Annotated in this window: 18 protein-coding genes and 1 tRNA gene; 11 read left to right on the forward strand and 8 right to left on the reverse strand. The window is 68.8% G+C overall.

Annotation, left to right across the window (positions count from 1 at the left end; all coding sequences use genetic code 11):
• Window positions 1-136 precede the first annotated feature (136 nt).
• Genes AC1RLW_RS26975 through AC1RLW_RS27020 form a run of 10 tightly spaced genes read left to right on the forward strand, consistent with a single transcriptional unit; the run spans window position 137 to window position 11,284 of the window.
• Window positions 137-1,891, forward strand: a complete 1,755-nt coding sequence (locus AC1RLW_RS26975; RefSeq protein ID WP_493195741.1) for an FAD-dependent oxidoreductase — start codon at window positions 137-139, stop codon at window positions 1,889-1,891.
• 33 nt (window positions 1,892-1,924) lie between these two features.
• Window positions 1,925-2,701, forward strand: coding sequence for an SDR family NAD(P)-dependent oxidoreductase (locus AC1RLW_RS26980; RefSeq protein WP_369630137.1), 777 nt, complete (start codon window positions 1,925-1,927; stop codon window positions 2,699-2,701).
• A 60-nt stretch (window positions 2,702-2,761) separates the two neighbouring features.
• The gene (locus AC1RLW_RS26985; protein ID WP_062469728.1) at window positions 2,762-3,961 is read left to right on the forward strand and encodes an ABC transporter substrate-binding protein; all 1,200 of its coding nucleotides are present in this window, start codon (window positions 2,762-2,764) and stop codon (window positions 3,959-3,961) included.
• Window positions 3,962-4,019: 58 nt separating this feature from the next.
• Window positions 4,020-4,943 carry a branched-chain amino acid ABC transporter permease gene (locus AC1RLW_RS26990; RefSeq protein ID WP_062469725.1) on the forward strand — a complete coding sequence of 308 codons (924 nt, stop codon included), beginning with the start codon at window positions 4,020-4,022 and terminating at the stop codon, window positions 4,941-4,943.
• Window positions 4,940-6,721, forward strand: a complete 1,782-nt coding sequence (locus AC1RLW_RS26995; RefSeq protein WP_493195742.1) for a branched-chain amino acid ABC transporter ATP-binding protein/permease — start codon at window positions 4,940-4,942, stop codon at window positions 6,719-6,721. The genes AC1RLW_RS26990 and AC1RLW_RS26995 overlap by 4 nt, the downstream gene beginning before the upstream one ends.
• 20 nt (window positions 6,722-6,741) lie before the next feature.
• The gene (locus AC1RLW_RS27000; RefSeq protein ID WP_493195743.1) at window positions 6,742-7,452 is read left to right on the forward strand and encodes an ABC transporter ATP-binding protein; all 711 of its coding nucleotides are present in this window, start codon (window positions 6,742-6,744) and stop codon (window positions 7,450-7,452) included.
• Window positions 7,453-7,480: 28 nt separating this feature from the next.
• Entirely contained in the window at window positions 7,481-8,449 is a 969-nt protein-coding gene (locus AC1RLW_RS27005; protein WP_095746773.1) for an MBL fold metallo-hydrolase, read from the forward strand.
• 1 nt (window position 8,450) lies between these two features.
• Complete coding sequence (locus tag AC1RLW_RS27010; RefSeq protein WP_493195744.1) at window positions 8,451-9,374, forward strand: DMT family transporter; 924 nt, start codon at window positions 8,451-8,453, stop codon at window positions 9,372-9,374.
• 9 nt (window positions 9,375-9,383) lie between these two features.
• A complete protein-coding gene (locus AC1RLW_RS27015) occupies window positions 9,384-10,568 on the forward strand; it encodes an NADH:flavin oxidoreductase/NADH oxidase (RefSeq protein WP_493195745.1) in 1,185 nt (394 codons plus the stop codon).
• A complete protein-coding gene (locus tag AC1RLW_RS27020; RefSeq protein ID WP_493195746.1) occupies window positions 10,565-11,284 on the forward strand; it encodes an EthD domain-containing protein in 720 nt (239 codons plus the stop codon). The genes AC1RLW_RS27015 and AC1RLW_RS27020 overlap by 4 nt, the downstream gene beginning before the upstream one ends.
• Here AC1RLW_RS27020 and AC1RLW_RS27025 read toward each other — a convergent pair.
• A complete protein-coding gene (locus tag AC1RLW_RS27025; protein ID WP_493195747.1) occupies window positions 11,247-11,648 on the reverse strand; it encodes a hypothetical protein in 402 nt (133 codons plus the stop codon). The two genes, AC1RLW_RS27020 and AC1RLW_RS27025, sit on opposite strands and share 38 nt — an antisense overlap.
• 432 nt (window positions 11,649-12,080) lie before the next feature.
• The gene (locus AC1RLW_RS27030; protein WP_493195748.1) at window positions 12,081-12,965 is read right to left on the reverse strand and encodes a LysR family transcriptional regulator; all 885 of its coding nucleotides are present in this window, start codon (window positions 12,963-12,965) and stop codon (window positions 12,081-12,083) included.
• Between the two features lie 111 nt (window positions 12,966-13,076).
• Between AC1RLW_RS27030 and AC1RLW_RS27035 the strand changes: the two genes are divergently transcribed.
• Window positions 13,077-13,970: an alpha/beta fold hydrolase gene (locus AC1RLW_RS27035; RefSeq protein ID WP_493195749.1), complete on the forward strand. Its 894-nt coding sequence runs from the start codon at window positions 13,077-13,079 to the stop codon at window positions 13,968-13,970.
• Window positions 13,971-14,104: 134 nt separating this feature from the next.
• Here AC1RLW_RS27035 and AC1RLW_RS27040 read toward each other — a convergent pair.
• The 6 genes from AC1RLW_RS27040 to AC1RLW_RS27065 all read right to left on the reverse strand — a co-directional run bounded on the left by AC1RLW_RS27040 (window position 14,105) and on the right by AC1RLW_RS27065 (window position 22,435).
• Window positions 14,105-14,179, reverse strand: a tRNA-Arg gene (locus AC1RLW_RS27040).
• Between the two features lie 64 nt (window positions 14,180-14,243).
• Window positions 14,244-18,341 carry a translocation/assembly module TamB domain-containing protein gene (locus tag AC1RLW_RS27045; protein WP_493195751.1) on the reverse strand — a complete coding sequence of 1,366 codons (4,098 nt, stop codon included), beginning with the start codon at window positions 18,339-18,341 and terminating at the stop codon, window positions 14,244-14,246.
• Between the two features lie 8 nt (window positions 18,342-18,349).
• Window positions 18,350-20,281 (reverse strand): autotransporter assembly complex protein TamA, encoded by a 1,932-nt coding sequence (locus AC1RLW_RS27050; RefSeq protein ID WP_492737818.1) that lies wholly within the window; start codon window positions 20,279-20,281, stop codon window positions 18,350-18,352.
• Window positions 20,282-20,339: 58 nt separating this feature from the next.
• Window positions 20,340-21,527 (reverse strand): vWA domain-containing protein, encoded by a 1,188-nt coding sequence (locus tag AC1RLW_RS27055; RefSeq protein WP_062482585.1) that lies wholly within the window; start codon window positions 21,525-21,527, stop codon window positions 20,340-20,342.
• A 25-nt stretch (window positions 21,528-21,552) separates the two neighbouring features.
• Window positions 21,553-22,140 (reverse strand): GNAT family N-acetyltransferase, encoded by a 588-nt coding sequence (locus tag AC1RLW_RS27060; RefSeq protein ID WP_159272916.1) that lies wholly within the window; start codon window positions 22,138-22,140, stop codon window positions 21,553-21,555.
• A gap of 46 nt (window positions 22,141-22,186) precedes the next feature.
• On the reverse strand, window positions 22,187-22,435 hold the full coding sequence (locus AC1RLW_RS27065) for a hypothetical protein (RefSeq protein WP_095746765.1): 249 nt from the start codon (window positions 22,433-22,435) through the stop codon (window positions 22,187-22,189).

The following is a 22,435-nucleotide window of genomic DNA, read 5'->3' on the forward strand; positions in this document are numbered from 1 at the left end:
ACTGATATTGTCGTGTTCAATCGACGATGACTGATCATCTGATAGTAACTAAACGACTTGACCATATCAACATCGCTGCCTACACTCCGCCGCAACTTAAGTCGTACACACAACACGAGAGCGAACAGAGGCAGAGATGGAACAGAACACGTGGGAATGCGATGTCCTCGTCGTCGGCAGCGGCGCGTCGGGCATGGCCACCGCCGTCACGGCGGCGTCGCAGGGTTTGAAGGTGCTGGTGGTCGAGAAAGAGCCGCGCTTCGGCGGCACCACCGCGCGCTCGGGTGGCTGGCTGTGGATTCCGGGCACGCGCCTGGCCACGGAGCAGGGCATCCATGAGCCGCCCGGCGCCGCGCTCGACTACATGAAGCACGAGACCACGACGCACTTCGACGCCGCGCGCGTGGGCGCCTTCCTCGACATGGGCCCCAAGGCCATCGACTTCTTCACGCGCCAGACCTGCGTGCAGTTCGACATGCCGGCCGTCTTCCCCGACTACCACGCCGAAGCGCCCGGCGGCCAGCCCGGCGGCCGCTCGATGGTCACGCGTCCGTTCGACGGCCGCGAGCTCGGTGCGCGCATCAAGCACCTGGCGCCGCCGCTGCCCGAACTCACGGTGTTCGGGATGATGTTGGGCTCGGGCCCCGAGATCAAACACTTCATGCGGGCCTTCAAGTCGCCGACCTCGTTCTGGTACGTGACCAAGCGCCTGACCCGCCACTTCCTGGACGTGGTCCGCCACGGCCGCGGCATGACACTGACCAACGGCAACGCGCTGGCCGGCCGCCTGGCCAAGGCCGCGATGGACCTGGACATTCCCGTGTGGCTCTCGTCGCCCGTGAAGAAACTCGTGGTCGAGTACGACGGCGTCTCGGGCGCCGTGGTGCAGCACGAAGGCAAGACGGTGCGCATCACTGCCAGGCGCGGCGTGGTGCTGGCCTGCGGCGGCTTCCCCTACGACGTGGAGCGCCGCAAGCAACTGTTCCCGCACGCACCCACCGGCAAGGAGCACTACTCGCCGTCGCCTTCCACGAACACCGGCGACGGCCTGCGCCTGGCCGAGGCCGTGGGCGGCCGCGTCGACGGCACCATCCCGCATGCCGCGGCCTGGGTGCCGGCCTCGGTCACCACGCGCCCCGACGGCAGCAAGGGCGTCATGCCGCACTTCATCGACCGCGCCAAGCCCGGCGTGATCGCGGTCACACCCAAGGGCAAGCGCTTTGCCAACGAAGGCAACTCGTACCATGACTTCGTGCAGGCGATGGTCAAGGCCTGCGAGGGCGAGCCCGAGGTCACGGCCTGGCTGCTGTGCGACCACAAGGCGCTGCGCGACTACGGCCTGGGCTGCGTCGCCCCCGCGCCGCTGCCCATTGGCCGCCACCTGAAGACCGGCTACCTCAAGCGCGGCGCGAGCATCGGCGAGCTGGCGAAAGAAATCGGCATCGCCCCCGCCGCGCTCGAAGCCACCGTGCAGGAGTTCAACCAGGGCGCGCGCACCGGCGACGATCCCGCCTTCGGCAAGGGCAGCAAGGCCTACAACCGCTACCAGGGCGACGCCAATGTCACGCCCAACCCCTGCGTCGCGCCGCTGGACAACGGGCCGTACTACGCGATCAAGCTGGTCATCGGCGACATCGGTACCTTCGCCGGCCTCGTCACTGACGAGAAGACCCGCGTGCTCGACGCCGACCGCCAGCCGATCAAGGGCCTGTACGCCGTCGGCAACGATGCGGCCAGCGTGATGGGCGGCAACTACCCCGGCGCGGGCATCACGCTCGGCCCGGCGCTCACCTTCGGCTATGTCGCGGGACTGCAGGTCGCGCAGGCCGAAGTGGCTGTGCCCCTGCACGTCGAGCAGCGCGAAGCCGTGGCGGTGCCGCGCGGCGCCTGATCCCGTTCCGATAGTCAACCCAAGGAGCCGACCATGCCCTTTCCTCCTCACGTCGCACCGCGCCTGCTCGAAGGCCGCCTCGCGCTGATCACCGGCGCCGGCCAGGGCAATGGCCGCGCGCTCGCGCTCGGCCTGGCCCAGGCGGGCGCGCGCGTCGTCGTCACCGACATGAACGAAGCCACCGTGGCCGAGACCGCGCAACTGGTGCGCAGCGAAGGCGGCGAGGCCTGGTCGTTCGTGCTGGACGTCACCGCGCCCGAGGCCTGCCAGGCGCTGGCCGCGCGCGTGGCGCAAGAGGTCGGCCATGTCGACCTGCTGGTGAACAACGCCGGCATCATCATCCGCGAGACCACCAGCAGCCCGAACGCCGCGGCCAACTGGAAGAAGACCATCGACGTGAACGTGCACGGCACCTTCAACACCACGCTGGCCTTCATCCCCGTGCTCAAGCAGACGAAGGGCTCGATCATCAACATCGCCTCCATCGCCGCCTATGCAGGGCAGGCCGCGAGCCTGGGCTACTCGCCCTCAAAGGGCGCCATCAAGATGCTCACGCAGTCGCTGGCGCAGGAGCTCGCACCGGCCGGCGTGCGCGTGAACGCACTGGCACCTGGCGTGATCGAGACGCCCATGACCGCCGCCACGCGCGAGAACCCGCAGCGCCTCGAGTCGTTCATGACGCGCATCCCGCTGGGCCGCGTCGGCCAGACCGAAGACCTGGTGGGCCCGGTGATCTTCCTGGCCAGCGACATGTCGCGCTACGTCACTGGCATCACGCTGCCGGTGGACGGCGGCTTCCTCGCCGTCTGAGCCACGCCTCTTCCTTTTCGATTTCCCGTTCCCCGTCCGTCAACCCTTAGGAGACAAAGAATGAAAACGATCCGTCTGTACAAGACCCTGCTCGCGACCGCCGCCTTCGCTGCGTTCTCGGCAGGCGCCTACGCGCAAGACATCAAGCTCGGCTACAACGGCGACCTCTCGGCGTCGCCTTCGGCGCAGAGCGGCCAGGCCGCGGTGCTGGGCATGGAGGCGGCCATCGCCGACCTGAACGCCGCCGGCGGCGCGCTCGGACGGAAGTTCACGCTGGTCACGCGCGATGACGTCTCGGCGCCGCCGAAGTCGATCCAGAACATGAGCGACCTGGTCGACAACGAGAAGGTCGTCGCCGTGTTCGGCCCCACCAACTCGGGCAACGCCATGGCCTGGAAGCACATCGCCAACCAGAAGAAGATTCCGGTGCTGGGCAACGTGGGCTCGGGCACCGACATCACCAAGCCGATGAGCGCCGGCGCCGACAACTACATGTTCCGCGTCTCGATGGTCGACCGCGAGCAGGTCGCCGCGCTCATGGCCTACGTGAAGCGCAACACGGCCGGCTCCAAGGTCGTGGGCCTCATGGCAGAGACCACCGGCTACGGCCAGGGCGGGCTGAAGGACATGGAAGAAATCGCCAAGCTGCAGGACATCAAGATCGCGGCCACCGAGCGCTTCGGCGTCGGCGACACCGACATGACCTCGCAGCTCTCCAAGATGAAGGCCGCCAACGTCGACACCGTGGTGGTGTGGGCGCAGGGCACGCCCATCGCGCAGCTGGTGCGCAGCATGGAGAAGATCAACTACTTCCCGCTCACGCTCACCTCGTGGGCGGCCGACAACATCACCTTCTACGACGCGGCCGGCAAGGCGCTGGCCGAGAAGCCGATCTTCATGCGCACCGTGAGCGAGACGCGCACGCCCGTGCAGCAGAAGCTGTTCGACCGCATCGGCAGCAAGCTGAAGGCGCCGGGCTCGTTCTCGTTCGCGCTGCACGGCTACGACTCGGTGCTGCTGCTGGCCCAGGCCATGAAGCAGGCCAACAGCACCGACGGCGCCGCCGTGCGTGCGGCGCTCGAAGACCTGAAGACGCCGGTGCAGGGCGTGCTCAAGACCTACGAGAAGCCCTTCAGCAAGACCAACCACGAAGCCCTCACGGCCAAGGACCTGGTCTGGATCCGCTGGAAGGACGGCAAGCTGCTGCCCTACAGCGACGCGCTGATCGGTGCGCTCAAGCCGGCCGACTTCAAACAATAAACGTCTGAGACACAAAAGGAACGGGGCGCCGCCCCGTTCTGCAACGGAGATACACACCATGGTTGAAGCGCTCCTGCAGGCGCTCATCAGCGGGCTCGCCGTCGGCGGTGCCTATGCGCTGGTGGCGCTGGGATTCAGCATCACGTTCACGACGACCAAGACGCTGAACTTCTCGCACGGCGAGTTCGTCTCGGCCGGCGCGTTCATCGGCATGAGCGCGCTGTTCCTCGTGCTGGGCAAGCCGCTCAGTTCCACCACCTTCGGCGACGCCGTGCCCGGCGCGGGCGCGCAGCTGTTCGCGCTGGTCGCCGCGCTCGGCGTGATGGGCCTCCTGGGCTGGCTGCTCTACGTGCTCGGCGTGCGTCCGTTCGCGGGCCGCCCGGGCATGGCCTGGGTCATGAGCACGCTGGGTTTCGGCGTGATCCTGCAGAGCGTGGGCCTGGCCATCTGGGGCCCGAAGCCCGTGGTGGTGCCCGCGCCCGTGGGCGACACCGTGATCCGCATGTTCGGCGTGGGCGTGCGCCCGCAGGAACTGCTCACGCTGGGCGTGGCCGTGGTCGTGATGATCGGCTTCGACCGCGTGATGAACCGCACCATGATCGGCAAGGCCATGCGCGCCGTGGCGCAGAACGGCAACGTCGCCAGTCTCATGGGCATCAACACCAACGCCATGATGATCGGCGCCTTCGTCGTCAGCTCGGCGCTGGCGGGGCTGTCGGGCTTCCTGCTCGCGCCCATCGCGCAGGCCTCGCTCTTCATGGGGCTGACCGTGGGGCTCAAGGGTTTTTCGGGCGCCATGATCGGCGGCCTGAGCAACCCGCGCGGCTGCGTCATCGGCGGCTTTCTTCTCGGCGTGCTCGAGTCGATGGTGAACCTCTGGCAGGCGCAGTGGCGCGAGGTCGCGGTGTTCGCGCTCGTGATCCTGGTGCTGGCGTTCCGGCCCACGGGCCTGTTCGGCCGCTCGACGGTGGAGAAGGTATGAAGCGCCTCGCCCATCCCGCCGCCGTGGTGCTGGTGGCGGCCGTGCTGTGCGGCCTCGTCTCGCTGTCCGGCAACGACTACTACCTGCGCATCGCCTTCATGATGTGCGTCTACTACCTGTGCGCCGCCGGCATGAACGTGCTGGTCGGCTACGCAGGTCAGAAATCGCTGGGCCAGGCCGGCCTGTTCGCAGCCGGTGCCTACGCGGTCGCGCTCATCACCTCGCGCACCGAGCTGAGTCCGTGGCTCGCGCTGGTGATCGCGGCGGTTGTCTCCGGCGTGTGCGGCGTGCTCATCGCGCTGCCCTCGCTGCGCGTGAAGGGCCCGTACCTCGCGATGGTCACGCTGGCCTTCGGCATCGTGGTCGAGAAGCTCGTGGGCGAATGGACCGACGTGTTCGGCGGCGCGCAGGGCATCTACGGCATCCGCCCGCTGACCTGGAACGGCCAGCCCCTGAGCAGCGTGCAATGGGTGATTTTGGGCATCGTGCTCAGCGCCGCGCTGCACCTGCTGCTGCGCAACCTGCTGCAGGGCCGCTTCGGCCGCGCGCTGCTGTCGTTGCAGGCGGACGAGATCGCCTCGTCGTCGGTGGGCGTGCGCGTGTACCGCGCCAAGGTCATGGCCTTCGTGGTCGCGGCCGTCACCTGCGGCATCGCGGGCGCGCTCGTGGCGCAGCAGAACCAGTACATCAACTCCGACTTCATCACCTTCCACCTGTCGATCTTCATCCTGCTCTTGGTGCTGTTCGGCGGCGCGGGTTCGATGTACGGCCCCATCGTGGGCGCGGTGCTGCTCACGGCGACCGACGCGCTGCTCGCGCGCTGGCCCTCGGCGCAGCACTTCCTGTACGGCTTCCTGCTGCTGTTCGCGCTGTACGTGATGCCGGGCGGCGTGGTGGGCCTGTTCAACAAGTGGTTCCTGAAGTCACGCCACCGCGGCGAAGGGGCGACCGGCAACGGCGTGCCGGGCCAGATCGGTCCCGGCGGCGAAGGCGAGCTGCTGGTGGTGCAGGGCGTGACCAAGTCGTACGGCGGCGTGAAGCCCGCGCAGGACGTGTCGTTCCGCCTGCAGCGCGGCCACATCCATGCGCTCATCGGCCCGAACGGCGCCGGCAAGAGCACCATGATCAACATGCTCACCGGCGTGGTCGAACCCGACGCGGGCGTGATCCGCTTCCTGGGCCGCAACATCGTGGGCCAGCCGGCGCACACCATCTGCTGCCTGGGCATGGGCCGCACCTTCCAGAACCTGCGTTTGTTCGCCGACCTCTCGGTGCTCGACAACGTGATGCTCGGGCGGCACAGCCGCATGAGCAACGGCTTCCTGTCGTCGCTCGTGGCCTGGCCCACGGCCGGCAAGCAGGAGCGCGCCACGCGCGAGCGCGCGCTGCAGCTGCTCGACCTCGTGGGCCTGGGCCACCTGGCGCACTGGCCCGCCGGCAGCCTGCCCTACGGCCTGCAGCGCCGCGTGGAGCTGGCGCGCGCGCTGGCCACCGAGCCGCAGCTGCTGCTGCTCGACGAGCCCGCCGCCGGCCTCAACCCGCAGGAGACCGCCGAGCTCGGCGAACTGCTGGTGCGCATCGGCAAGTGCGGCGTGTCCATCCTGATGGTGGAGCACCACATGGACCTGGTGATGTCGATCTCCGACCACGTGATCGTGCTCGACTACGGCGTGAAGATCGCCGAAGGCAAGCCGGCCGAGGTGCAGTCGAATCCGCGCGTGGTCGAGGCCTACCTGGGCGTGGACGACGAAGAAGACATGGCCGCCGTGCCCGCCTGAGCCAGAGGACCGAAACCATCATGTTGAAAATCGAATCGGTGAAGGTCTCGTACGGCGCCATCGAGGCCGTCAAGGGCGTGAGCCTGGAAGTGCGCGCGGGCGAGGTCGTCACCATCATCGGCGCCAACGGCGCCGGCAAGAGCACGCTGCTCAAGAGCATCGTCGGGCTGGAGCCCGTGGCCGCAGGCCGCGTGCTCGTGGACGGCAAGGACTGCACGCACGTGCCCGCGCACCAGCGTGTGGGCCTGGGCGTGGCGCTGTCGCCCGAGGGGCGCGGCGTGTTCCCCGACCAGACCGTGCGCGAGAACCTGATGCTGGGCGCCTACTCGCGCCGCAGCGACAAGGCCTTCGTGGAGCGCGCCATCGAACGCGAGTTCGCGCGCTTCCCACGCTTGAAGGAACGCGCGCATCAACTGTCCGGCACGCTGTCGGGCGGCGAGCAGCAAATGCTCGCGATTGCCCGCGCGCTCATGAGCGAGCCGCGCCTGCTGCTGCTCGACGAGCCCTCGCTGGGCCTGGCGCCGCTCATCATCAAGGACATCTTCGACGCCATCCGCCAGCTGCGCAGCTCGGGTCTCACGATCCTGCTGGTGGAACAGATGGCCAAGCAGGCGCTGGGCGTGGCCGACCGCGCCTACGTGCTCGAAACCGGCTGCATCACGCTCGAAGGCTCCGGCCGCGAGTTGCTCGACAACCCCAAGGTGAAGTCCGCCTACCTCGGCACGCACTGACTTTCCCTCTCACTTCCAAGGACCACTCATGACCACCAAGAAATTCGCCAGCCAGGCCGACCTCGAAGAAAAGAAGGTCTCGTTCACCCGCCTCTCGGAGAACGCCTACGCCTACACCGCCGAGGGCGACCCCAACACCGGCGTCTTCATCGGCGACGAGGCCGTGATGGTGGTCGACACCCAGGCCACGCCCGCGATGGCGCAGGACGTGATCCGCCGTATCCGCGAAGTCACGCCGCTGCCCATCAAGTACGTGCTGCTGAGCCACTACCACGCGGTGCGCGTGCTGGGCGCGTCGGCGTACTTCAAGGAAGGCGCCGAGCAGATCCTGGCCAGCCGCGACACCTACGACCTGATCGTCGAGCGCGGCGAGCAGGACAAGGCCAGCGAGATCGGCCGCTTCCCGCGCCTGTTCCGCAACGTCGAGTCGGTGCCGGCCGGCCTTACCTGGCCCACCATGACCTTCGACGGCACGATGAGCGTGTGGCTGGGCAAGAAGCTCGAGGTGAAGATCGCGCAGGTCGGCCGTGGCCACACCAAGGGCGACACCATCGCCTACCTCGAAGACCAGAAGATCTGCTTCGCCGGCGACCTCGTCGAATACCAGAGCACGGCCTACGCGGGCGACTGCTACTTCCGCGACTGGCCCACCACGCTGGACCGCCTGGCCGGCTTCGGCTTCGAGAAGCTGGTGCCCGGCCGCGGTGCCGCACTGGAAAATGCCGCCGACGTGCGCAAGGCCATCGCCTCCACGCGCGCCTTCATCTCCGACGTCTACACGCTGGTGAACAACGGCGTGGCCGAGGGCAAGTCGCTCAACGTGATCTACAAGGAAACCGTGGCCGCGCTGCGCCCGACCTACGGCCACTGGGTCATCTTCGACCACTGCATGCCCTTCGACGTGACCCGTGCCTACGACGAGGCCACGGGCCACGTGCACCCGCGCATCTGGACCGCAGAGCGCGACATCGAGATGTGGAACGCCCTCGAAAGCTGAGGTGAACCAAGCCGCGCCCTCGCACGGCGCCACGCCCGCGTCCGTGCAGGGCTGGATGCTGCTCGCGATGCTGGTGTGGGGCGTGAACGTCTCGGCCGTGAAGGCGCTCACCGGCTCCTTCGAGACGCTGCCGCTGGCGGCGCTGCGCATGGGCGTGGCGTGCATCGCGCTCAGCGCCATCGTGCTGTGGCGGCGCGGCGGCGTGCCCCGGCTCACGGCGCGGCAGCTCGCGGTGATGGCGGGCTGCGCCTTCCTCATGGTCTATGGCAACCAGATCCTGTTCGCGCAGGGGCTGCTGCGTTCCACCGCCACCAACGGCGCGCTCATCATGGCGCTGAGCCCGCTGGTGTCGGCGCTGATGGCCGCGCTGGTCTTCGGCGAGCGCTTCACGGCGCGCCGCATGGTGGGCGTGGCGCTGGGCTTCGCGGGCGTGGCGGCGGTGGTGCTCAGCCACCCGGGCGCGGGGCTGTCGAGCGCCGGCATCGGCGACCTGATGCTCGCGCTGTCGGTGGTGAGCTTCGCGGTCGGCGGCGTGGGCGTGCAGCGGCTGGCGCGGCAGATCGATCCGCTGTCGATCAGCTGGGTCATCTACATGATCGGCACGCTCATGCTCGTGGTGCACACCGTGCTCGGGCCGTCGCGGCTCGGCACGGCGCAGCTCTTTCCCGGCCTGTGGCCGTGGGCGCTGGTGCTGTTCTCGGGCATCGCGGCCACCGCCGCGGGCAACCTCATCTGGAACCGTGCGATCTCCGTCATCGGCGTGGCGCGCACGGCCGTCTTTCTCTACTGGGTGCCGGTGTTCGGCGTGCTGTTCGCGGCGCTGCTGCTGGGCGAGGTGCTCACGTGGTGGCACCTGTTCGGCTTTGCCGCGGTGATGAGCGGCACCTGGCTCGGCACGCGGCCCGTGGCTGCGCCGGCCCCTTGATTTCTTCACATGCCTGATTCTTCCCTTCCCCTGCTGTTCCAGCCCTTGCAGCTGCGCGAGCTCACGCTGGCCAACCGCATCGTCATCTCGCCCATGTGCCAGCACGCCGCCGAGCGCGGCCATGCCACGCCGTGGCACCTGGTGCACTTGGGCAAGTTCGCGCTCGGCGGCGCGGGCCTGATCCTCACCGAGAGCACCGCGGTCGATCCGCGCGGGCGCATCGGCACCGCCGACCTCGGCCTGTGGAACGACAGCCAGATCGCACCGCTGAAGGCCGTGGTCGACTTCGTCCATGCGCAAGGCAGCGCCATCGGCGTGCAGCTGGCGCACGCGGGCCGCAAGGCCGGCAGCGAGCCGCTGTGGGAGGGCGGGGCGGCCATCGACCCGGCGCGCATGGCGGCCGATGAAGAACCCTGGGAGCGCCTGGGCCCCAGCGCGCTCGCGGCCGGCCCCGGCTGGTCGGCGCCGCGCGCGCTCGATGCCGCCGACATGGCCGAGGTCGTGCAACGCTTTGTCGATGCCACCGTGCGCGCCGACCAGGCCGGCTTCGACGTGGTCGAGCTGCACTTCGGCCACGGCTACCTGGTGGCGAGCTTCCTGTCGCCCAACGCCAACCACCGCGACGACGCGCTCGGCGGCAGCCGCGAGAACCGCATGTCGCTCGCCTTGGAAATCGCGCAGCGCGTGCGCGCCGCATGGCCCGCCGGCAAGCCGCTGTTCTGCCGCCTCTCGGCCGTGGACGGCACGCTCGACGGCTGGAGTCTCGACGACTCGGTGGTGCTTGCGCGCGAGCTGAAGCGCTGCGGCGTCGACGTGATCGATTGCTCGTCCGGCGGCCTCACCGAAGAGACGCGCGCGCTGCCCGTGCCGCGCGGCCTGGGCTTCCAGGTGCCCTTCTCTGAACGCATCCGGCGCGAGGCCGGCGTGGTCACGCAGGCCGTCGGGATGATCGTCGACGCGCAGCAGGCCGAGGCCGTGCTCGCCGCCGGGCAGGCCGACCTCGTCGCGCTCGGCCGCGAAGCCCTGTTCGACCCTTACTGGCCGCACCACGCGGCCGCCGCGCTCGGCGCCGACCCGCAGTACCAGCGCTGGCCCGTGCGCCACGGCGTGTGGCTCGCCAAGCGTGCGCCCGGCCTGGCGCGTGCGCGCGCCGAGGCAGCGAACACGCCACCCCACAAGGAGACCGACCGATGACCGAACCCACGACCACGACCCTGCGCATGGGCCTGATCCGCAAGCGGCCCGGGTGGACCGACGAGGCCTTCAGCCGCCACTGGCGCGAACGCCACGGCCCGCTCGTCGCGCGCCTGCCCACGCTGCGCGCCTACCGCCAGAACCGCGTGACCGACCGGCTGCAGCGCGGCATCGACTTCGCGCGCGGCCCGTGGGACTTCGATGGCTTCTCGCAGCTGCAGTTCGATGCGGCAGCGCAGGCCGATGCAGCCTTCAACACCGGCGAGCTGGCGACGGAGATCCGCGCCGACGAGCGGCACTTCCTGGGTGGGCTGCACATCGTGACGGTCGAGCAGACCGAGGTCATCGCGCCGCCGTCGCCCGCATCGTCGGCGGGGCCGGCGATGCTCAAGCGCATCTCGACCCTGCGCCGCCCGGTCGCGCAGTCGGAAGAAGACTTCCGCCGCGAATGGAAGGTGCACGCCGACCACGTGCGCCGCATGCCCGGCGTGGCCGGCTACCGCCAGAACGTGGTCGTCGCGCGCGAGTTCGAAAAGGGCACGCCCTGCGGCTACGCCGAGCTGCCGATCGACGGCATCGTCGAGCTGTGGTTCGAGAACCCCGACACGCTGAACGCCGCCTTTGCCTCGCCCGAAGGCCAGCGCACCATGGCGCACGCCAAGACCTTCCTGGCGGAGATCACGGCCTTTGTGGTGGAGGAGTTTCGGGTGGTGTGAAGGCCGACGCGAGCCCGTAGTGCACCGAGGTGCTCAGGGCTGGAATTACCGGGTGGTGCGAGACAGGGTGCGATGCACGCGCGGGCACCGTGCCGATGGGTGCGATCTCGCGGGGTCGCTGCACCGGCGCAGCCGCCGCTTCGTCGCTGCGCCCGGGCGGCTCGGGCAGGAACACCCCGCGCCGCAATGACCAGATGCAGGCGCCGAGGCGCAGCAGCTTTTCGACCTTCACGTCATGCGCCGGATCGTCCGGCGACTCCTGCGCGATCAGCTCGCCCAGTTGCGTGAGTGCATCGGCAGGTGTCATGCCGCGCCCGATCCGTGCCACTTCCACCATGGCCGCCAAGGCCTCGGTCTTGTTCATCGCTTGCCCCCTGTTGCTTGTCTCTTGCTACGAAGGACAGCATGCCGTTACGCGGTGCATCCAAAAGTAGTCCGGCGCGCCGTCGGGTCGTAGAGGGGCGCCTTTTTCCTGCGCGGGGCGGGGCGTACGCAGTGCGCTGCTGCCTTGGCATCGAGCGGCACCACCACAAGACCAGGGAACACCGGACCATGTCACGCAGAGCCATTCGCTCGTACGCATTCGCCATCGCCGCCACTGCGTTGCTGAGCACGTGCGAAACGCCGTACCGTTCGCCGACCGCGTAGGAAAGCCGGGCACAGGTCACCGTCGATTCGAAGGACGAGTGGATCAAGTTGCCAAGAGGCTTTACGCACGGGACATTCGAGGGAAAGCCGTACTGGAAGCTTCCTGACGCTACCTCCGCAGGAACACCGACGAACTCTGACTCACTCGTTACCGTCGAGAAGACGAAGAGAAGCGGTGGCGCTTGCCGGTCGAGGTGACCGAGGCGATCAGGTCATCGGCAACCGATGACGCAGCCCTTGTGAAGGCGTAGAACTGGACTTGCGGGAGCGCGGGAAGACCGTCTGGACCGCCCAACGCGCGTAGGCCGTCTTGGAGTTGGCTGAGTGCAATGGGCGTCACCGCGAATCCCGCCTTTGCGGCGGAGAGGCACCCAGCCATGCTGCCGCTTTCAAACCCCACGCTCCAGGTCTTCCCCGCCTTGGTAAGGGCAGTGATCGCGGCATCGCGATACACACATGGTTCGGGAAACATGGCCAGCACCAGGTCGAGCTCGGAGTCGAACACTTCATCCGATGAGTACGCCCAAACGAGTTCCTCTTCCCACAGCAAGCTACCCGTCGCCCCGATGTCGGCACATTGCTTGCCGAATACAACGTCGAGGCGTCCTCGATTGAGCAACTTCACAAGGTCCGAAGTAATGCCGACCTTCAGCTCGATCGATGAACCGGGATTCCAACGCTTGTAGGTCTGGAGCACGTCCGCTAGCCAGGTGCCTGCGAAGTCCTCGCTGGCCCCGACCCTCAACCTCCCAGCCGCGGGGCTGCTCAACCTCGCTCGGACTTCACGCTCCAAACCTACGATGCTTCGAGCATAGGCATGGAGAAGATGCCCCGAAGGAGTGAGCTGAAGGCTGCGGGTGGTGCGCTTGAGGAGCAAGCTTGACGCCGAGACCTCCAGACGCTTGATGTGTCCACTGACGGCGGAGGGTGTCAAGGACAGCTGTTCGGCCGCCAACCCAAACCCGCCGCAGTCGACAACCTCGAGGAAGGTTCGGAGCAGCGTGATGTCGAAAACGGGCGTGGTGTTGTTCATTGCGACACTTTAGATTCATCGCAAATCTTGATCAATACCAGATGATTATTTGCAAATCAGAAAGGCAGGAGGAACTAGCCTTGGGCTTCGCCACCCCACAGGACACGCAAGATGAACAGATACTCACTGGTTAGAACGCCAACGCTGGAAATCGGGTTTTTAGAGTGGAACCCTGCTGGCGGTCGAACCGCCGTGCTTGTGCACGGATGGCCCGACTGTCCAGAGACTTGGTCCATCGTGGCCAAACGGCTCGCCGATAAAGGCTTTCGCGTTCTCTGTCCCGCTCTACGCGGATTCGGCCCAACGCGCTTCCTGGATCCGGAGACGCAGCGCAGCGGCGAGCTTGCGGCACTTGGTCGAGATCTGTTGGACTTTATTGACGCGCTCGGCGTCGATCGTCCTTTACTCGTGGGCCACGATTGGGGCGCACGCGCCGTGGCCAATGCATGCGGTCTGCGCGCTGACGCCGCATCGGAGATGGTGCTGCTTTCCGTTGGCTACGGCACCAACGATCCGAAGCAAACGATCAGCTACACGCAGGCGCAGAACTATTGGTATCACTGGTTCATGGCAACCCCTCGTGGACAGCAGGCGGTCGAGCAAGATGCACGCGCGTTCACTCGGCTGATGTGGGACACATGGTCTCCAGAGGGCTGGTATAGCGACCCGGAGTTCGAGGAAGCTGTCGCGGCATTCGAGAATCCAGACTGGAGCGCTGTAGTTCTGCATTCCTACCGGCATCGTTGGGGTTTTGCTGACGGTGCCCCAGCCTATCTAGCTGATCAGCAGGTACTGAATCCGGCGCCCTTGCTCTCGCTGCCGACGTTGGTGCTGCATGGCGGCGCCGATAGATGCAATCACCCGGACACATCCGTTGGCAAGGAGCGGTTCTTCCAGGGGCGCTACGAGCGCATCGTGCTCCCGGGGGTGGGGCACTTTCCCCAACGCGAAGCTGCTGCGGATGTTGCCGCCGCAATTCTGGGCTTCTGCGGTAAGTCGGCGTGATCAGGCCGACGCTCGAAGAAGTTCAAGTCGAGCTCCGCTAGCCCGCGGCGGCGCTCAAGGAGGAGAAGGTACGGCCTGTAGTGTGCTGCTCGCCAATGGCACGCTGGCGGGTGAGACGCCGTGAACCGGGGCCTTGGTGCCTTCGACAGGAATCGAACCTGTATCTGAGTCTTAGGAGGACCCCGTTCTATCCATTGAACTACGAAGACGGTGTGCGCCGCTGCTGCTGCGGCGCGGCCCGCACTTTACCAGCTTGGGGTGTCCCGGCCGCCCTCAGTCGTACTTCACCGTGTAGATCAGGTCCACCCCGCTCGTCTGCCCCGCCTGGCCCCGCAGCGTGAGGCGCTTGGTCAGGTCGTAGAAGATGAAGAGGGTGCCGAAGGTGCCGCCCAGGCTGCGTTCGTAGGTGATGTAGAAGTCTTTGGACAACCGCTTGCCCAGCGTCACGGCCGACTCGCGCAGGTCGCCGCCGTTGCCGGGGCCCTTGAAGCCGAGTTCGTCCAGACCGAAGCGGCTGGCCAGGCTGCCGCCGGTGGTGGTGCCGCCGATCTTGCCGAGCAGCGACAGGGCGGCCTGCTGCAAGAGGGCCGACTCGCCACCGCTGGTGGCTGAGGCGCGGCCCAGGATGACCCATGACAGCGTTTCGGCGTCGGACAGCGCGGGCTCCGCATAGAGCTTCACGCGGGGCGACTGCGCGGAGCCGGTGATCTGCACGCCGGCGCGCTGTGCGATGTTCGGGCGGATGGCCAGGATGTCGAGCGCGGGGTTGTCGAAGGGGCCGTTGAAGCGCGCGATGCCGGTCTCGACGTCGAGCTGCTGGCCGTAGGCGCGGTACTGGCCCTTCACGGTCTTCACCTCGCCGGTGATGCGCGGCGGGGCGTCCAGGCGGGTGCTGCGGATTTCGAGTTCGCCCTCGAGCCGCGTGGTGATGCCGCGGCCCTGCACGGCGAAGTCGTCACCCAGGTCGAAGGTGACGACGATGTCGGGCGGCTTGGCGGTCTGGGGCTTGGCGGCCTTGGCCGCCTGGGCGTCGGCCTTGGCGGATTCGCGCTGCGCGGCCTCGGCGGCGGCCTTGTCCTTGGCGGCCGAGCGCACGACGACGTCGCTGCCCAGGCTGGGCGCGGTCTCGTCGGGCAGGATGATGACGGCGCGGTCGGTCTTGAGCTTGCCGCGCACGTTGAACTGGCCGTCGTCCAGCCGCGCCTGCAGGTTGCCCGACAGCGACACCTGGCGGTCGGTGCGCACCAGCACGCGCAGGGCGCGCAGCTCGGCCTGCAGGGCCATGCGGATGCCGGTGCTGGTCGCGCTGTTGTTGCTGCCCCAGCTGAGGTCGCCGCGCGCGGTGAGCGAGCCGCCGTCGGTGCGCGCTTCGCTGGCGGCGGTGCTGCGGTTGCCGCTCTGGCCGCCGATGCGCGCGTTGCTGCCGGCGCCGCCCTTGAGCGTGAACTCGGTGATCTCCAGGCGGTCGCCGGTGAGCGAGGCGCGCAGTCGGCCGTCGCGCAGGTCGAGGCCTTCGACCGGGGCGCGCAGCGCGAGTTGGTCGGCGCCGAGGGTGCCGTTCCAGCGCGGCGCGGTGCGGCTGCCCGACAGGGTGGCATTGGCGTCGAGCGTGCCGGCGATGCGCCAGCCGGGCGGCGCGAGCATGGACCACACGCCCAGGTTGGGCAGCGCGGCGCGCAGGGTGCCGTTCAGGGGCGCATCGGGCGCCCACTGCCAGCCGCCGCTGCGCTGCTGCATGCGGGTCCCGAGCTCGGCGTCGAGGCGGCCGGCGCGTTCGCTGTCCCAGGCCAGGGTGGCGCGCACGGCGTCGCCCTGCGCGTCGAGCTGCAGTTCGGCGCGGCGCAGGCCGGCGGGCGTGGCGGTGACATCGACGCCGTTGACCTCGTTCTTGCCGCTGGCCGAGCTCATGGTGCGTTCGCTCGCGGTGCCGGTTCCGGTGCTCGTGATGCGGGTGACGAGCGCGGCCTCGCCGGCCTGCACGCGGATGTCGCCGCTCTGGCGCGCGAGCCGGGCCTTGGCGCGCAGGGTGTCGCCGGCGTCGATGTCCCAGTCGCCGTTGAACAGCAGGTCGCCGCTGATGCCGAGTTCGCTCAGCGTGGCGTTGGCGCCGAACGCGCCGGCCCAGGCCATCGGCAGGCCCTGCATCTGGCCCTTGGACTGCAGGCGGAACACGCGGTTGGGCGCGGCGCCGCTCTGGTTGAAGCGCAGCGGCTGCCAGTCGATGCGCACGGTGCCGGGCAGCGGGCCGCGCAGGGTGGCGTCGGCGGCGGAGGCTTCGACGTCGAGGCGGTTGTCGGCGGCGCGCACGGTGGCCGTGACTTCGCGGCCCAGCTCCAGCACCCAGGGGCCCTGGCCGGGGCGCGCGGTGACGGTGTCTTGTGCTTGCAGGCGCAGGCTGGCGAGGGTGGCGCGCCACTGGTTGGCGCTGGCAAGGCCGCCGCTGGCGCGGGTGTCGAGCGCCAGCTTCTGCGTGCCGGTGGTGGCTTCGCCCTTGAGCGTCAGCGTGGCCTGGGCGATGCTGCCGGCAAGGTCAGCTTGCAGTGCGCGCAGCTGCACGCTGGTGGCCGTGCCGCCGGGCTGGGCGGCGGGCAGGGTCAGGTCGAGGCGCGGCACGGTGAGCGCGGCCTTGAGGCTGGGCTCGGCGTTGCCGCGTGCGGTGGGGGCGCCGGGGTTCTCGATGCGGCGCTGTACGGTCTGCCAGCCGCCTTGCCAGCTGGCGTCGAGCCGGGCGCTGCCCTTGGCACTGGCGTTCGCGAACACGCTCGACAGGCCCGGCAGGCCTTGCACCCAGCGCTGCAGGGCTTCGGCGTCGTCGATGCGCGCCTGGAGGTCGCCGCCGCCGGTGGTGGGCGCGATACGGCCGTCGAGCTGCGCGCTGCCGCCCGGCAGCGAGAGGGTGAGCTTGCCGCTGGCGGCCTGCTCGGCCACGCGCACCTGCAGCTTGCCGTCGATGCTGGCGCGCATCGCTTCGACGCGCAGCGTGCGCAGGTCGAGCACCTGGTCTTTCCACTGGCCCTGCGCCAGCGCGCGGTCCAGGCCGAAGCCGGGCAGCGCCTTGCTGCCGGCGCCGCCGTTGCCTTCGGCGCGGAGGGCCACGTCGAAGACGAGGGTGTCGGAATCTTCGGCCTGCCGCGCGCTGATCTGCCCGCCGACGGGCGCGCCCGACAGCTCGCTGTACAGCGCGCCGGGCCGCACGCCGCGCACGGTGGCGCGCACCTGCCAGGGCGAGGGCGCGGGGCTCCAGCTGCCTTCGGCGTCGATGCGGCCACCCCCCGCGCGCACGGTGGCTTCGGGCACGGTCCAGGTCGTGCCGTCGAAGCCGACTTGGGCCTGGACCTGCTCGACCGGCAGCTTCTGTTGGTCCCACGGGCCGGCGACGGCGTTGCGGATGTCGGCCGAGGCCTTCCACGCGGCGGGGCCGGTGGCGGCGTCGGGCGCGAGCTCGACGGTGCCGGTGAGCCGGGTCCGGGGCGCGCCGGGCCAGAGGCTGGCGGCGTCGACGTTGCGCAGGTCGGCCTTGGCGTCGACCACGGGCTGCGGCAGCCAGGGGGCGATCTGCGCGCGCAGCTGGGCGGCCATGGGCGCTTCGGCGTCGGGCTCGGTGGGCTGCAGGTCGGCGGCGACCTGCAGGCGCGCCTCGGGGCCGGCCAGCGTGCCTTTCACGGAGGCCTTGGCCTGCACTTCGATGTGGCGGTCTTCGGCGAGCGGGGCTTTCACGCGGCCGTCGAGCGTGGCGTCGAGCGCCATCGGCGCCGGGCCTTGCAGCCGCACGCGGGCGCTGTAGTGGCCGTCGGCGATGTCGACGCCTTCGATGTCCAGCGCGTGCTGCGCGCCGAGGTAGCTGTAGCGGCCCGCGAGGCCCTTGGCTTCCAGCGCGGGCGGTCCGGCCCAGCGCACCTCGTCGATGCGGAAAGGCACCTCGGCCACTTCGACGGGCAGCGCGACCTGCGTGAGCGGCTCGGTCGGCGTGTCGCTGGGCGGGCCGCGGCGTTCGATCGACAGGCTCGCCGCGTGGATCTCGCCGAGCTGCACCTTGCGCTGGAACAGCGGGGCGAGCTGCCAGCCGAGCGTGGCGTCGTTCACCTCGACCGCGAGGCTCTCGCTTTGCCACTTGAGCCAGCCGATGCGTCCGCCGGTGCGCAGCGAGCCGGTCACGTCGCGGCTCTCGAGCGTCTGGCCCGCGGGCAGGCGCTGTGCGGCCTGGGCGAGCGCGAAGGCCAATGATTTGTTCGAGCCGAGCCACCACCAGGTGCCTGCGGCGAGCAGCAGCACGACGAGCAGCAGGCCCACCAGCGTCCAGCCCAGCGCGCGCAGCACGCGGCGGGTGCGCGAGCGGGGACGGGGCGTGGCTGTGGTGGGCGTGGACGGCATGAAGCGGGTCAGAAGGTGAAGCCGAGACGGAAGTGCAGGCGGAATTTCTTCGAGTCGACGCCGTAGGCCAGGTCGGCCTGCACCGGGCCGACGGGGCTGCGCCAGCGCGCGCCGACGCCCACGCCCACCTTGGGCTTGAGCTCGCCGGGCTTGTCGGCCACGGCACCGGCATCCACGAACACCACGCTCTCCCATTCGGTGAGCTTGTCCTTGTAGACGAAGGGGCGCTGCCATTCGAGGCTGGCCACGCCGAGGTAGCGGCCCGACACAGTCTTGCCGTCGGCGCGCACGGTGCCGATCTGCTTGTAGCTGTAGCCGCGCACGGTGGTGTCGCCGCCGGTGAGGAACATCAGCGTGGACGGGATCTGCGCGCTGTCCTTGGCCGCGACGGCGCCGGCTTCGAGCCGCATCTGCAGCCGGCTGCGGCGCGCACGGGCGTTCTTGTCCTCGGCCGCGCCCAGCGGCAGCACGCCGAGCCAGCGCGCGTAGGTGCGGGTGAAGGGCACCTGCTGGCCGGTGAGCGTGTAGCCCGCAGCCACCTCGAGCGCCAGGCCGTAGCCGCGCGAGGGCGCCGAGTTGTCGTCGAAGTAGCGCCCGGTCCAGCCCCAGTTGGCGGTGACGGCCGAGGCCGAGGGCGGCGCGTCGGTGCCGCGGTTGTGCGCGTAGTCGTACTGCAGGAAGTAGCTGCGGTCGATGTGGTCGCTGGACTTGTTGCGCCCGCCGCGCAGCCGGCCGCTGTCGACCACGTAGCTGCCCGACTGCTCGCTCTTGAGTTCGCCGCCGGCGAACCAGCGCCAGCCGCGGTCGTCGGGCACGGCGTTCCACTCGGTGCCCAGCGACTGGATGTCGTTGTCCAGCGAGAGCCGCGACACCGCGCGCCAGCCGAGCAGCGGCATGCGGTTGTGGGTGTGGTCGATCGACAGGCGCGGGCCGTTGTCGGTGGTGAAGCCCACGCCCATCACCACTTTCTGCAGCGGCGCCTCGCGCAGCTGCGCGATCACGGGCGCGGCCAGCGGCGTGTGGCTGTCGGTGTCGAGCGTGAGGAACACCGAGTCGTAGTAGCCGCTGCTGGCCAGGCGCTGCTGGGCGTCGAGCAGCTTCTGCTGGTCGTAGTCGGTGCCGGTGGGCAGGCGCGCGATGCGGCGTGCGGCGTCGGCGTCGTAGCGCTCCACGCCGCGCAGCACCAGCGGGCCGAACTTGTAGGCCGGGCCCGATTGGTAGGTCACGCCGAGGCGGGCCTCGTGGCGGTCGGCGTCGATCTCGGCGCGGCTGATTTCCACGCTGCCGGTGGGAAAGCGTTTGGCCGTGAGGCTGCGCAGCGCGGTGGTCTTGGCGTCGTCCCACGCGCCTTGGGTGAAGGGCTCGCCGGCGCGCAGCGCCCAGCCGGTGCGGATGGCGTCGCGCTGCGCTTCGGCGCTGGGGTCGTTGGCGATCTGGCCGGCGTAGCGGATCTGCACGGTCGACACTTTCGTTCGCTCGCCGGGCGCCACGGTGATGACGACCTCGCGCGGGGCCTCGGTGCTGTCGGGCGTTTCGTTGAGTTCGAGCGTGAGCGTGGGCGTGAAGTAGCCCAGCGTGCCCAGCAGCTCGCGCGCATTGGCCTCGGCCGCGACCATGAGGCGAGAGACCTCGGTCACGCCCAGGTCGTCGAGCTCGCGGTAGCGCTGGATTTCGAGGTGGCGCGCGAGGTAGTCGCGCTCGGTCTCGGGGCCGCGCACGTCGACGGTGAAGGCGTTGCGCCGGCCGTCGGCCTTGGCCTTGTCATCGTCCTTGGCGGTGTCTCCGTTGCTGTCGCCGCTGCGCACCACGCCCGCGGTGGACGCACCCGTGTCCGCCGCCTCTTTTTTAGGCAGCAGGCTGCAGCCTTGCAAAAGCAGGACGCCGGAAAAAAGCAAAGCCGGCCACAACGCCGGCGAAAGAACGGATGCCACCCTGACCATGGGGGCATTCTGACAGCACCCGTGTGGCGGCTGCCCCCCACTTGTGCGGGGCCGCGGGTTACTTGGACAGCATGCGCATCGCCTCTTCGAGGCCGCGCAGCGTGAGCGGGTACATGCGGTTGGACATGAGCTGCTGCATCACCGCGATGCTCTGGCGGTACTGCCACACGCCCTGGGGCTCGGGGTTGATCCAGGCGAACTTGGGGAAGGTGTGCGTGAGGCGCTGGATCCACTCGGCGCCGGCCTCTTCGTTGTTGTATTCGACGCTGCCGCCAGGTTGCAAGATTTCGTAAGGGCTCATCGTGGCGTCGCCCACGAAGATCAGCTTGTAGTCTTTGTTGTACTTGCGCAGGATGTCCCAGGTCGCGAACTTCTCGGAGAAGCGGCGCTTGTTGTTCTTCCACATGAAGTCGTAGACGCAGTTGTGGAAGTAGTAGAACTCCAGGTGCTTGAACTCGGTCTTCACGGCCGAGAACAGCTCTTCGACGCGCTGGATGTGCTCGTCCATCGTGCCGCCCACGTCCATCAGCAGCAGCACCTTGACGTTGTTGTGGCGCTCGGGCCGCATCTTGATGTCGAGGTAGCCGGCGTTGGCGGCGGTCGAGTGGATGGTGTTGTCCAGGTCCAGCTCTTCCTCGTGGCCTTCGCGCGCGAACTTGCGCAGCCGGCGCAGCGCGACCTTGATGTTGCGCGTGCCCAGTTCCTGCGTGTCGTCGTAGTCCTTGTAGGCGCGCTGGTCCCACACCTTCACGGCACTGCGGTTCTTGCCCGCGCCGCCGATGCGGATGCCCTGCGGGTTGTAGCCGCCGTTGCCGAAGGGCGAAGTGCCGCCGGTGCCGATCCACTTGCTGCCGCCTTCGTGGCGTTCCTTCTGTTCTTCGAAGCGCTTCTTGAGCGTTTCCATGAGCTCGTCCCAGCCCATCTTCTCGATCTTGGCCTTTTCTTCGGCCGTGAACTCGCGCTCCAGCGTCTTCTTGAGCCAGTCGAGCGGCACTTCCTTCGTGAAGTCGGTGAGCATCTCGACGCCCTTGAAGTAGGCGGCGAAGGCACGGTCGAACTTGTCGTAGTGCTTCTCGTCCTTCACGAGCGCGGTGCGCGAGAGGTAGTAGAAGTCGTCGATGCCGTAGGCGCCGTCGGAGTTCGGGCCCACCACGTCGGACTTGAGCGCCTCGAGCAGCGTGAGGTATTCCTTGACCGACACCGGCAGCTTGGCCGAACGCAGCGTGTAGAAGAAGTCGATGAGCATGGGGTGCGCTCCTTGTGTGTCGTCGTCAGTCGCGCGGCTTGTCGAGCAGGTACTGCAGCTGGGCCTTCACCTCGGGCCATTCGCCCGCGCGCAGGCTGTACATGACGGTGTCGCGGATGGTGCCGTCGCGGCGCATCACGTGGCCACGGATCACGCCGTCTTTCTTCGCACCCAGGCGCTCGATGGCGCGCTGCGAGGCGAAGTTGAAGTTGTCGGTGCGCCAGCCCACCACGTTGCAGCCCAGCGTGTCGAACGCGTGCGTGAGCATCAGCAGCTTGCAGGTGGTGTTGACGTGGGTGCGCTGGCAGCGCTCGGCGTACCAGGTGTAGCCGATCTCCACGCGCTTCACGCCCGGCAGGATGTCGTGGAAGCTCGTGCTGCCCAGCACGGTGCCGCTGGCTTCGTCGGTGACGGCGAAGGCGAAGCGGTCGGCCGTCTTCAGGGCGGTCTCGATGTAGGCGCGCGTGTCCTGCGGCTCGGGCACGGAGGTGACGCGCAGCTTCCACAGCGCGCCATCGGCGGCCGCGGCGCGCAGGCCGTCTTCGTGGGTGAGTGCCAGCGGCACCAGCGCGAGGCCGCGGGCCTTCAGCGTGACGGGTTCGACGAACGCCATGTGCAAACTCTCCGTGTCTCCGTGCAGGTCTCGATGGATCTGGGGCTCAGGCGCGCGGGTCGCCGTACTTGTGCACGTACCACGCACGCGCGGCCTGTGCACCGGCGCCGCCGCCCAGGCCGATCAGCGCAATGCCGACGATCTCGCGCGTGCCGTACTTGCTGTCGGTGCCGAAGGCGTCGAGCCCGAGCAAGAGCCCGATCCCGCGCCCGATCAGCGCGCCCACCACGAACAGCACCGCCTGGGCGATGCCCAGCTTCATCAGCTGCCTGGTGGAATGCGGTTGCCGGCTCAT

The organism is Variovorax sp. GW822-FHT04A09 (assembly GCF_058801005.1).

Bases quoted from the DNA above. Each gene is read 5' to 3' on its own strand.
- AC1RLW_RS27035 (WP_493195749.1), top strand. From the start codon at position 13,077: ATGAACAGATACTCACTGGTTAGAACGCCAACGCTGGAAATCGGGTTT.
- AC1RLW_RS27030 (WP_493195748.1), bottom strand. From the start codon at position 12,965: ATGAACAACACCACGCCCGTTTTCGACATCACGCTGCTCCGAACCTTC.
- AC1RLW_RS27020 (WP_493195746.1), top strand. From the start codon at position 10,565: ATGACCGAACCCACGACCACGACCCTGCGCATGGGCCTGATCCGCAAG.
- AC1RLW_RS26995 (WP_493195742.1), top strand. From the start codon at position 4,940: ATGAAGCGCCTCGCCCATCCCGCCGCCGTGGTGCTGGTGGCGGCCGTG.
- AC1RLW_RS27015 (WP_493195745.1), top strand. From the start codon at position 9,384: ATGCCTGATTCTTCCCTTCCCCTGCTGTTCCAGCCCTTGCAGCTGCGC.
- AC1RLW_RS27055 (WP_062482585.1), bottom strand. From the start codon at position 21,527: ATGCTCATCGACTTCTTCTACACGCTGCGTTCGGCCAAGCTGCCGGTG.
- AC1RLW_RS26975 (WP_493195741.1), top strand. From the start codon at position 137: ATGGAACAGAACACGTGGGAATGCGATGTCCTCGTCGTCGGCAGCGGC.
- AC1RLW_RS27005 (WP_095746773.1), top strand. From the start codon at position 7,481: ATGACCACCAAGAAATTCGCCAGCCAGGCCGACCTCGAAGAAAAGAAG.
- AC1RLW_RS27060 (WP_159272916.1), bottom strand. From the start codon at position 22,140: ATGGCGTTCGTCGAACCCGTCACGCTGAAGGCCCGCGGCCTCGCGCTG.
- AC1RLW_RS27025 (WP_493195747.1), bottom strand. From the start codon at position 11,648: ATGAACAAGACCGAGGCCTTGGCGGCCATGGTGGAAGTGGCACGGATC.
- AC1RLW_RS27050 (WP_492737818.1), bottom strand. From the start codon at position 20,281: ATGGTCAGGGTGGCATCCGTTCTTTCGCCGGCGTTGTGGCCGGCTTTG.
- AC1RLW_RS26980 (WP_369630137.1), top strand. From the start codon at position 1,925: ATGCCCTTTCCTCCTCACGTCGCACCGCGCCTGCTCGAAGGCCGCCTC.
- AC1RLW_RS27045 (WP_493195751.1), bottom strand. From the start codon at position 18,341: ATGCCGTCCACGCCCACCACAGCCACGCCCCGTCCCCGCTCGCGCACC.
- AC1RLW_RS26990 (WP_062469725.1), top strand. From the start codon at position 4,020: ATGGTTGAAGCGCTCCTGCAGGCGCTCATCAGCGGGCTCGCCGTCGGC.
- AC1RLW_RS26985 (WP_062469728.1), top strand. From the start codon at position 2,762: ATGAAAACGATCCGTCTGTACAAGACCCTGCTCGCGACCGCCGCCTTC.
- AC1RLW_RS27000 (WP_493195743.1), top strand. From the start codon at position 6,742: ATGTTGAAAATCGAATCGGTGAAGGTCTCGTACGGCGCCATCGAGGCC.
- AC1RLW_RS27065 (WP_095746765.1), bottom strand. From the start codon at position 22,435: ATGAGCCGGCAACCGCATTCCACCAGGCAGCTGATGAAGCTGGGCATC.